The sequence below is a fragment of the Polaromonas sp. genome (genome assembly GCF_010365105.1).
In the GTDB taxonomy this organism is placed as follows: Bacteria; Pseudomonadota; Gammaproteobacteria; order Burkholderiales; family Burkholderiaceae_C; genus Polaromonas.
Map to the genome: position 1 here is coordinate 1 of NZ_JAAFGZ010000060.1, position 11002 is coordinate 11002.

Consider the following 11002-nt stretch of genomic DNA (forward strand, 5'->3'; position numbering starts at 1 on the left):
GCGGCAGGGGCGGCGGGCTGGCCTCGGGCGCGGGGTACACCATGACCTGCGCGGCGGGCCGCCAGACCGTCCAGACGCGGAAGGTGCCCAGCGGAAAACGCGTTTCGGCCGTCAGCGTCGGCAGGCGGTGCAGGCCGCGCCGCTGCGGTGTGAAAGCCACCTGCACCAGGCTGCTGCCTTGCGCCGGCACGTCGGTCCAGGCCCAATGCCGCCCGGTGCCTGGCTGGCCATCGACGGCCTGCGGGTCCAGCAGGCTCAGGCCGATACCGTGGCGCACGGAGCGCCGCGCATTCGTAAGTTTGATGTCAAAAGCCGTGCTTGCACCCGCGTAGTGGGCGTGAGGCGCTATTAAATTCATGGCAAGGCCGCGCAGCGTGCCGTGGCATACATGCATGCCGACCAGCGCCGTTCCGGCCAGCAAAAACGTCAGCAGGTAGCCCAGGTTGAGCTGGTAGTTGATCGAGGCGACCAGCAGCACCAACAACGTCAGGAACAGCATCAGGCCGGGGCGCGTCGGCAAAATGTAAACCGTCCGCTGCGTCAGCGTCACGCTGTCGGCCAGCGGCAGGCGGGCTTCGAACCAACGCCGAAGCCGTGTCCTGGCAAACGACAACGGCTTGAGAAGAACGGCGAACGCGGCCATGAAAAGAGCAGGACGGCGACTCAAGGCAGCGGCACAGCGTCGAGCATGGCGCGCACCTGCTCGATCGCGCCCCGCCCGGCACTGCCCACTGGCACCAGCCGATGCGCGGCGGTCTGCGGCAGGATGGCGGCAATGTCGTCGGGAGCGACGTAATCCCGGCCGCTCAAAAAGGCCTGCGCCCTGGCTGCCCGCATGATGGCAATGCCGGCGCGCGGGCTCAGCCCCTGCAAAAACCAGTGGCCCGAACGGGTCGCGGCGATCAAATCCTGCAAATAATTGAGCAGCGGCTCGGCGGCGTGCACCTGCTGGACCAGTTGCTGCAATTCCAGCAGCTCGTGCGGCGCCAGCATGGCCGGCAGGGCATCCAGCATCTCGCGCCGGTCGGCGCCCTTGAGCAGTTCGCGTTCGGCGGCGCGGTCGGGGTAACCCAGTGAAATCCGCATGTGAAAACGGTCAAGCTGCGACTCGGGCAGGGCGTAGGTGCCCAGCTGGTCATGCGGATTTTGCGTGGCAATGACGAAAAACGGCAATGGCAGCGGGCGCGTCTGGCCTTCGATGGTCACCTGCTTTTCTTCCATGGCCTCCAGCAGCGCGCTCTGCGTCTTGGGGCTGGCGCGGTTGATCTCGTCGGCCAGCAGCACCTGGGCAAACATCGGCCCGGGGTGGAACACAAAGCTTTCCTTTTGCCGCTCGTAGATCGACACGCCCGACAGGTCGCTGGGCATCAGGTCGGCGGTGAACTGCACGCGTGAAAACTGCAGCCCGAAGGAGCGCGACAACGCATGCGCCAGCGTGGTCTTGCCGACGCCTGGAACGTCTTCGATCAGCAGGTGGCCACCCGCCAGCAGGCAGGCCACGCAGTCGCTGACATGGGCGGTCTTGCCCACAATCACCGTGTTAAGCTGATTCAGCAGCGCCCGGAGTTTTTCTTTCACATGCATGCTTTGGACCATAACGTAATTTTTAACATGATTTACTCATCATGAACAAAACCGGCTATTTCACCCACACCGACTGCTGGAAGCACGAAATGGGGCCCGGCCATCCCGAATGCCCCGAGCGGCTGGAGGCGATCGAGCGCCAGCTCCAGGCGTGCGGCCTGGCCGATTTGCTGGAGCGCCGGGAAGCACCACTCGCGGCCATCGGCGACATCGAACTGGCGCACGACCGCATGCTGGTGGCGGCGATCCGCGGCCTGGGCGACCAGCTGGCCGACGACATCGTGGCCGGCGGCCCGAGCCATGTGCAGATCGACCCCGACACGATGATGAATGTCCACACCTGGCCCGCTGCCCTGCGCGCGGCAGGCGCGGCCATTGCGGCCACCGACAGCGTCATGGCCGGCGAAATGGCCAATGCCTTTTGCGCCGTGCGGCCGCCGGGCCATCATGCCGAGCGGGGCAAGGCCATGGGATTCTGCTTTTTCAACAACATTGCCATTGCCGCCAAGTACGCGCTGGAGCGCCATGGCCTCAAGCGCGTGGCGATTGTCGACTTTGACGTGCACCACGGCAACGGCACGGCCGACATCATCCAGGGCGACGAGCGCATCCTGATGGTGAGCTTTTTCCAGCACCCGCTGTTTCCGTTCAGCGGCGCCGACAGCGATGCGCCCAACATGCTCAACCTGCCGGTGCCGGCCCATACCCGGGGCATGGACATTCGCGAACTGATCGACATGATGTGGATTCCCCGTCTGGAAGACTTCAAGCCGGAAATGATCTTCATCAGCGCCGGTTTTGACGCCCACCGCGATGACGACCTCGGCCAGATGAACCTGACCGAACAGGATTTCGCCTGGATCACCGCACGCATCAAGCAGATTGCCGACCGCCATGCCAAAGGCCGCATCGTCTCCTCCCTGGAAGGCGGCTACAGCCACGGCGCGCTGGGCCGCAGCGTCGAGGCACACATCCGCGTGCTGGCTGATTTATAGGAATTTTTGTCATGAACGTCATTTCCCTGGCCGACGTTTCGTCGCCGCTGCTGCATACCCGCGACGAGCGCGGCGTTCACCGCCTGGTCTTGAACCGGCCGGCAGCTTTCAATGTGCTGGGTGAGGACATGCTGGCCGCGCTGCAGTCGGCGCTTGACGCCATTGCGCTGGACGAATCGGCCCGCATCGTGGTGCTGTCGGCCAACGGCAAGGCCTTTTGCGCCGGCCACAACCTCAAGGAAATGCGTGCCCAGCCGGAAATGGCCTATTACCAGAAGCTGTTTACCCAGTGCAGCCGCATGATGCTGTCGATCCAGAAACTGCCGGTGCCGGTGATTGCCCGGGTGCAGGGCCTGGCGACGGCCGCCGGTTGCCAGTTGGTAGCGCAAAGCGACCTGGCCGTGGCCACCAGCGGCGCCAGCTTTGGCGTCAACGGCATTGACGTGGGCCTGTTCTGCGCCACGCCCAGCGTGCCGCTGGTGCGCAACATGCTGCCCAAACAGGCCATGGAAATGCTGTTGACCGGCGGCTTCATCAGCGCCGACGAGGCCTGTGCACGGGGGCTGATCAACCGCGTCGTGCCGCTGGAAGCGCTCGACGACGAGGTTGAAAAAATGGTGCTGTCAATACTGGCCAAGCCGCGCGAAGCCGTCGCCATGGGCAAGGCGCTGTTTTACCAGCAGCGTGAAACCGGCATTGAAGCGGCCTACCAGCTGGCCGGCCAGAGCATGGCCTGCAACATGATGCATCCCGTCGCGCAAGAGGGCGTGCAGGCCTTCATCGAAAAACGAAAACCGCAGTGGCCGGTTCCAGCACCAGCGCCAGCACCGTGAGCCTGGCAGAGTCGCCCGTTTCAGCTGCCACTGGCGTGCCGTTGCCCCTGGACAGCCTGGACGCCTGGCTGCAAGCCATCACCCAGCCCAACGCATTGATTGAACTGGCATCGCTGATGGCCTGCGTGCTGCTCGCCTGGCTGGGGGCACGCCTGTTGAGCCGGACGCAGCATGTGGCGCACGACGCGTCCATCCTGTTTGGCCGGCGCATTGTCGATGGCGTGCTGTTTCCGCTGCTGCTCTTGACCTTGGCGTATGTCGCGCAGACGCTGCTGGCGCAGGTGTTTCCGCTGGCCCTGTTCAGGCTGGCCATTCCGGTGCTGCTGGCGTTGCTGGCAATACGCCTGAGCGTCAAGGTGCTGCAGGTCGCCTTCAAGAATGCGCCGGTGGTGCGGGCGCTGGAGCGCACCTTTTCCTGGCTGGCCTGGGCGCTGATGGTGCTCTGGGTCAGCGGCCTCTTGCCCATCATCCTGGACGAGCTGGACGGCATCAAGTGGAAGGTCGGCGGCTCGCTGCTGTCGGTGCGCACCTTGCTGCAGGGCGCGCTGACGGCCGGCGTCGTGCTCCTGATCACCCTCTGGATTTCGTCGGCGATTGAAAGCCGGCTGCTGCGCTCGGCCACTGGCGGCGAACTGTCACTGCGCAAGGCGGTGAGCAACGCCACCCGCGCGACGCTGATGTTCGTCGGCCTGCTGCTGGCGCTATCGTCCGTCGGCATCGACCTGACGGCGCTGTCGGTGCTGGGCGGCGCCATTGGCGTCGGCGTGGGTTTTGGCCTGCAAAAGCTCGCCTCCAACTATGTGAGCGGCTTTGTCATGCTGGCCGAACGCAGCGTGCGCATCGGCGACAACATCCGCGTGGACAACTTTGAAGGCCGCATCACCGACATCAATGCCAGGTACACCGTGGTGCGCGCGCCGTCCGGGCGCGAATCCATCGTGCCGAACGAGATGTTCATCATCAACCGCATCGAAAACCTGTCGCTGAGCGATACCCAGGTGCTGCAGTCCACCGTGGTGTCGGTCGGCTATGACAGCGACGAGGAACTGGTGATGCGCCTGCTGACCGAGTCGGCACTGGCGCAGGAGCGCGTGTTGCCGGAGCCGGGGCCGGGCGTCAACCTGACCAATTTTGGCGCCGATGGTCTGGAGTTCACGCTGAACTACTGGATTTGCGATCCCGAAAACGGCCAGCAAAACGTGCGCTCGAAGATCAACCTGGCCATCCTCAAATCACTGCGCGCGCACCATATCGACATTCCTTATCCGCAGCGGGTGATTCACACCCGGGCAGACCCCAGCCATGAAGTGTCACAACCGGCCGCCGTCCCTGTTAGCGCCCCGCCGGTGCCTGAATGACCGCTGCTGGAGTAAGTGCTCTAATTTGGGTCAGGATGGCCTTTATAATTAAAAAGAACGGTCGTTCTTTTTTGCTTCTGCGGCAAGATACGCTTTTATTTTGCAGGACGGCCGCACGGCACCCCGGGTGCCCCGGCATAAAATGCAGAGCTTACGTTTACGTCAACGTCAATCAACAATTTTTGGAGCCCCGTCATGAAAATCCTGGTCCCTGTCAAACGCGTCGTCGATTACAACGTCAAGGTCCGTGTCAAGAGCGACGGCAGCGGTGTTGACATCGCCAACGTCAAGATGAGCATGAACCCGTTTGACGAGATCGCCATCGAGGAAGCCGTGCGGCTCAAGGAAAAAGGCGTGGCCACTGAAGTCATCGCCGTGTCCTGCGGCGTGCTGCAGTGCCAGGAAACGCTGCGCACCGCCATGGCCATCGGCGCCGACCGGGCCATCCTGGTCGAAACCGCAGAAGAATTGCAGCCGCTGGCCGTGGCCAAGCTGCTCAAGGCGCTGGTGGACAAAGAGCAACCCCAACTGGTGATCCTCGGCAAGCAGGCTATCGACGACGACTGCAACCAGACCGGCCAGATGCTCGCGGCCCTGCTAGGCTGGGGCCAGGCGACGTTTGCCTCCAAAGTGGAAGTCGCTGACGGCGTGGCCAAGGTCACGCGCGAAGTCGATGGCGGCCTGGAAACGCTGTCGCTCACACTGCCGGCCATCATCACGACCGACTTGCGCCTTAACGAGCCGCGCTACGTCACGCTGCCCAACATCATGAAGGCCAAGAAAAAGACGCTGGAAAACGTCAAGCCGGCCGATCTGGGCGTCGATGTGGCCCCGCGCCTGAAGACCCTGAAGGTCAGCGAGCCGCCCAAGCGCAGCGCCGGCATCAAGGTGGCCGACGTCGCCGCGCTGGTGGACAAGCTCAAGAACGAAGCCAAAGTGATCTGACGCGAAACGCAAATCATCCTCGCGCAGGCGGGGATTCCAAGTTTTTTCCAAAAACCCTAGATTCCCGCCTTCGCGGGAATGATGGAGACCTCAATGACCTCTCTTGTAATTGCAGAACACGACAACGCCAGCATCCGGCCTGCCACCTTCAACACCGTGACCGCCGCCAGCCAGTGCGGCGGCGATGTGCATGTGCTGGTGGCCGGTAAGGGCGCCCAGGCCGCCGCCGAGGCTGCCTCCAAAATAGCCGGCGTTTCGAAAGTCATCCACGTCGAAGGCGAACACTTCGCCCACGGCCTGGCTGAAAACATGGCCGCGCAGGTGGTGGGCATGGCTGGCGCGTATTCGCACATCCTGTTTCCGGCCACGGCGTCGGGCAAGAACATTGCCCCGCGCGTGGCCGCGCTGCTCGATGTCGGCCAGATTTCCGACATCACCAAGGTCGATGCGGCCGATACCTTCGAGCGCCCGATCTACGCCGGCAACGCCATTGCCATCGTGCAAAGCCTGGATGCCGTCAAGGTCATCACCGTGCGAACGACCGGCTTTGATGCGGCTGCGGCTACCGGCGGCTCGGCCAGCGTCGAAACCGTGGACGGCGTGGCCGACAGTGGCAAGTCCAGCTTCGTCAGCGCCGAAATCGCCAAGAGCGACCGGCCTGAACTGACCGCCGCCAAGATCATCGTCTCCGGTGGCCGGGCACTCGGTTCGAGCGAGAAATTCCATGAAGTGCTGGAGCCGCTGGCCGACAAGCTGGGCGCCGCACTGGGTGCTTCGCGCGCGGCGGTCGATGCCGGTTACGCCCCCAACGACTGGCAAGTCGGCCAGACCGGCAAGATCGTTGCGCCGCAGCTGTATGTGGCCATCGGCATTTCGGGCGCCATCCAGCACCTGGCCGGCATGAAGGACTCCAAGGTCATCGTGGCGATCAACAAGGACGCCGAAGCACCGATTTTCGGCGTCGCTGATTACGGCCTGGAAGCCGACCTGTTCACCGCCGTGCCGGAACTGGTTGCCGCGCTTTAAGGCAAAACCCCTCACAAGGGCGTCTTGATGGACGCCTTTTTTTTATCTGAACTGCCTGGACTGCCGGGCAACTGCTGATTCACTGGAGAAATGAAATGAGCTACAAAGCGCCTCTTAAAGACATGTTGTTTGACATCCAGCATCTGGCCCGCATCGACCAGATTGCGCAGATTCCGGGGTTTGAAGACGCCGGGTTCGACACCGCGCAGGCCGTGCTTGAAGAATGCGCCAAGTTCAGCGAAGGCGTGCTGTCGCCACTGAACTGGGAAGGCGACAAAAACCCGTCCACCTGGAAAGACGGCGTGGTCACCACCACCCCGGGTTTCAAGCAAGCTTTCAAGCAATACGCTGAAGGCGGCTGGCAAGGCCTGCAGCATCCGGCTGATTTTGGCGGCCAGGGCCTGCCCAAGACCATTGGCGCCATGTGCGGCGAAATGCTCAACTCGGCCAACATGAGCTTTGCGCTGTGCCCGATGCTGACCGACGGCGCCATCGAGGCATTGCTGACGGCCGGCTCCGACGACCTGAAAGCGGTCTATCTTGAAAAGCTGGTCAGCGGCCAGTGGACCGGCACCATGAACCTGACCGAGCCGCAAGCCGGCTCTGACCTGGCCGCCGTGCGCACCCGCGCCGAACCGCAGGCCGATGGCAGCTACAAGGTGTTTGGCACCAAGATCTACATCACCTACGGCGAACACGACATGGCCGAGAACATCGTCCATCTGGTGCTGGCCCGTGCCAGCGGCGCACCGGAAGGCGTCAAGGGCATCAGCCTGTTTGTCGTGCCGAAATTCATGGTCAATGCTGACGGCTCGGTGGGTGCGCGCAACGACGTGCATTGCGTCAGCATCGAGCACAAGCTGGGTATCAAGGCCTCGCCCACGGCCGTGCTGCAGTTTGGCGACCACGGCGGCGCGGTCGGCTACATCGTCGGCGAAGAAAATCGCGGCCTCGAATACATGTTCATCATGATGAATGCGGCGCGTTACGCCGTTGGCGTTCAGGGCATCGCGATGGCCGAGCAGGCGTATCAAAAAGCCGTGATCTTCGCCAAGGACCGCGTGCAAAGCCGCCCGGTCGATGGCTCGGTCAAGGCCAGCGTTTCCATCATTCACCACCCCGATGTCAAGCGCATGCTGATGACCATGCGCGCCTACACCGAAGGCTGCCGCGCCATGGCCGCCGTCGCTGCGGCTGCCTATGACGCCGTGCATCACCACCCCGATGCCGAAGTGCGCAAGCAGAACCTGGCGTTCTATGAATTCATGGTGCCGCTGGTCAAGGGCTACAGCACCGAGATGAGCCAGGAAGTCACCTCGCTCGGCGTGCAGGTGCATGGCGGCATGGGCTTCATCGAGGAAACCGGCGCTGCGCAGTATTACCGCGACTCGAAAATCCTGACGATTTACGAAGGCACGACCGCCATCCAGGCCAACGATTTGATTGGCCGCAAGACCGCCCGCGACGGCGGGCAGATCGCCAAAGGCATTGCCGCCCAAATCGAAGCCACCGAAGCCGAATTGCTTGCCCAAGGCAGTCCCGACGCACTGGCCGTGGCCAAGCGCCTGACAGCCGCGCGTGAAGCCTTCGTCGATGTGGTTGAGTTCGTCGCCGCCAACACCAAAACCAGCCCGAACGCCGTGTTTGCGGGCAGCGTGCCTTACCTGATGCTGGCCGGCAACGTGGTCGCCGGCTGGCAACTGGCGCGCTCGCTGCTGGTGGCGCAAGAGCAATTGGCGCAGGGCGTTGATACGGCTTTCATGCAGGCCAAGATCACCACCGCGCGCTTCTACGCCGACCACCTGCTGACCAAAGTGCCCGGCATGCGCGACAGCATCGTCGAAGGCGCTGACAGCGTGAATGCGCTGGCACTCGACGCGTTTTAAGCGCGCTTGGGTTCTGCTACTGAATAAATAGCTGACTGCGCACGCCAGCCGTGCGCATAGGCTGTTTTTTGCTTAAAAATAAACAACGACAACGGAGACAACCATGTCCAGACTTCCCGGCGCCCTGAATCATTTGCCGCTGCCCATCATCGGCTCGCCGCTTTTTATCATCAGCAACCCCACGCTCGTCATCGAGCAGTGCAAAGCCGGCGTCGTCGGCTCCATGCCCGCGCTCAATGCGCGCCCGGCTGCGCAGCTTGAAGACTGGCTGGCCGAAATCTCCGAGACGCTGGCCGCCTGGAACCTGGCGAATCCTGGCAAGCCTGCTGCGCCGTATGCCATCAACCAGATCGTCCATAAAAGCAACGACCGGCTGGAACACGACCTGGAAGTGTGCGCCCGCTTCAAGGTGCCCATCATCATCACCTCGCTGGGCGCGCGCGAAGACCTGAACCAGGCCGTGCATGGCTGGGGCGGTGTGGTGCTGCACGACATCATCAACAACAAGCACGCCCACAAGGCAATTGAAAAAGGCGCCGACGGCCTGATCGCCGTGGCCTGCGGCGCAGGCGGCCATGCCGGCGTGAAAAGCCCGTTTGCCCTGATCCAGGAAATCCGCCAGTGGTTCGACGGCCCGGTGGCGCTGTCCGGCTCGATCTCGACCGGCGGCGGCGTGCTGGCCGCCCAAGCCATGGGCGCCGACTTTGCCTACATCGGCTCAGCCTTCATCGCCACCGAAGAAGCCCGGGCGTCAGACGCCTACAAGCAGGCGATTGTCGAAAGCAATTCCGACGACATCGTCTACAGCAACCTGTTCACCGGCGTACACGGCAACTACCTGGCTCCGTCGATCCGCGCCGCCGGTATGGACCCCGACAACCTGCCCGAAAGCGACCCGAGCAAGATGAACTTTGGCGGCGACAAGAGCAAAGCCTGGAAAGACATCTGGGGCTGCGGGCAGGGCATTGGCGCAGTCAGCAAGGTGCAAAAAACGGCTGATTATGTGGCGCAGTTGAAGCGGGAGTATGAAGAGGCGCGGGAGCGGTTGCTGGGTTGAATTGGGAGTTTTCGCCAACTTTGAGTTTTGGCGGTGGGATGAGTTGAGGCACTTCTCATCCGCTAAATTTTAGGTTTTCCTAACTAGCTTTCGATTTTATAAGTCGTTGAAAATAAACAGAAAATTAATATTTCAGAATTTAGAATGAAATTGTTGGGTGGCGTTGTGTTGCCTAATACACGTTAGAAGCCACTGGAATATGTCTTTAGCCACAGCTCAAATAGGAAAGTGTGGAGAATTGCTGGTTCAGTACCAGCTCTTGCTGCGCGGCATCGAATCCGCACCACTGAGCACCGATACCGGCATTGATTTGGTCAGCTACTCACCAGCTCTACCCCATCCAATTACTGTACAAGTCAAGACTAATCTGCGGGCCAAGCCAGGCGGAGGCACTGGTAAGTTTGCACTTGACTGGTGGGTTCCACACAATTGTCCAGCTGATTACATCGCACTCGTAGATCTTTCGAGCGAGAGCATTTGGTTTTTGTCACCTACGGATTTGATTGCTCATGCGCAACAGCAACCTACTCGCGGCCTTCACCTTTACATGTATACCGATCCATCTGCTCGTCCACGGCGTTCTGATCGCTTTGCACACCAGCACGAGTTTGAGCAATTCAAGCTCGCCAACCGGGCATCGGTGATCTTTGGCGTCTAACATCTCGTTCAAGGCGGACGGCTTCGTCGCCGCTTAACTCTAGCGTTAGCCTGTCGCAATAATCTTTCCCATGGTTAATCCCGCGCTTTATCTTTCTTCTCGCCATTGCGTTGACGTTCGCGGTTCCCGTGGTGGGAGCAGTTTAAGTGCCAAATCGGGCCCCAACGCTTGTGGCAGTAGCGCGGTCAGCTCTACTTTTCATAGTCCCGTCGGTTTAGGCCAGTGCCCAGCAGTTGAGCTTGGTGCTTGTGCTAACCCGGCTACAGGGACTTCCCACAAAGTCAAGTAGCGGTCTTCAATATTTTTCTTTCTTGGAATAACGGTTTTCCTGCAATGACGTGATCGGCCAAGGATGCTCGAACGAGGAACAGACTGCACATCTACAGACGGCCTTGTTGCACTTGATTTTCAGTGCGGACCCAGATACGAACCGCTCAGCGGGGCTCCATTCGTTGCCCGTGGTCGCCACGTATTGGGCGCCACATCGGGTTAGTCGAGTTGGCCCGCTGCCGGTCTGACCTGTTGACTGCATCTTCGGATTTACGTCTGGCAAGAAAACAAACAACATGAGCCACTTGCACAATCCAGAAAGTGGTGAATTAGTGGCTTTGCGAAGATGCAAATTTGAGAGGTGAAAGAGTAGGCGCAGCCACTGGGAAG

The 11002-nt window shown here is 61.4% G+C and carries 9 protein-coding genes and 1 pseudogene; 8 read left to right on the plus strand and 2 right to left on the minus strand.

Annotated features, from left to right (window positions below; all coding sequences use genetic code 11):
• Positions 1 to 643: pseudogene (locus tag GZ092_RS20905) on the minus strand (DUF58 domain-containing protein); the annotation flags it as partial.
• Positions 644 to 663: 20 nt separating this feature from the next.
• A complete protein-coding gene (locus tag GZ092_RS20910; protein ID WP_293639236.1) occupies positions 664 to 1584 on the minus strand; it encodes an AAA family ATPase in 921 nt (306 codons plus the stop codon).
• Between the two features lie 41 nt (positions 1585 to 1625).
• Between GZ092_RS20910 and GZ092_RS20915 the strand changes: the two genes are divergently transcribed.
• The 8 genes from GZ092_RS20915 (at position 1626) to GZ092_RS20950 (ending at position 10342) form a co-directional block, all read left to right on the plus strand.
• Positions 1626 to 2579, plus strand: a complete 954-nt coding sequence (locus tag GZ092_RS20915; RefSeq protein ID WP_293639237.1) for a histone deacetylase family protein — start codon at positions 1626 to 1628, stop codon at positions 2577 to 2579.
• Between the two features lie 11 nt (positions 2580 to 2590).
• The gene (locus GZ092_RS20920; protein ID WP_293639238.1) at positions 2591 to 3412 is read left to right on the plus strand and encodes an enoyl-CoA hydratase; all 822 of its coding nucleotides are present in this window, start codon (positions 2591 to 2593) and stop codon (positions 3410 to 3412) included.
• 35 nt (positions 3413 to 3447) lie between these two features.
• Positions 3448 to 4770, plus strand: coding sequence for a mechanosensitive ion channel domain-containing protein (locus GZ092_RS20925; RefSeq protein ID WP_293639248.1), 1323 nt, complete (start codon positions 3448 to 3450; stop codon positions 4768 to 4770).
• A 195-nt stretch (positions 4771 to 4965) separates the two neighbouring features.
• Entirely contained in the window at positions 4966 to 5715 is a 750-nt protein-coding gene (locus GZ092_RS20930) for an electron transfer flavoprotein subunit beta/FixA family protein (protein WP_293639239.1), read from the plus strand.
• A gap of 93 nt (positions 5716 to 5808) precedes the next feature.
• Positions 5809 to 6741: an electron transfer flavoprotein subunit alpha/FixB family protein gene (locus GZ092_RS20935; RefSeq protein WP_293639240.1), complete on the plus strand. Its 933-nt coding sequence runs from the start codon at positions 5809 to 5811 to the stop codon at positions 6739 to 6741.
• 95 nt (positions 6742 to 6836) lie between these two features.
• Complete coding sequence (locus GZ092_RS20940; protein WP_293639241.1) at positions 6837 to 8627, plus strand: acyl-CoA dehydrogenase; 1791 nt, start codon at positions 6837 to 6839, stop codon at positions 8625 to 8627.
• A gap of 103 nt (positions 8628 to 8730) precedes the next feature.
• Positions 8731 to 9684, plus strand: coding sequence for a nitronate monooxygenase family protein (locus GZ092_RS20945; RefSeq protein ID WP_293639243.1), 954 nt, complete (start codon positions 8731 to 8733; stop codon positions 9682 to 9684).
• 199 nt (positions 9685 to 9883) lie between these two features.
• Positions 9884 to 10342 carry a hypothetical protein gene (locus GZ092_RS20950; protein ID WP_293639245.1) on the plus strand — a complete coding sequence of 153 codons (459 nt, stop codon included), beginning with the start codon at positions 9884 to 9886 and terminating at the stop codon, positions 10340 to 10342.
• Positions 10343 to 11002: the final 660 nt, after the last annotated feature.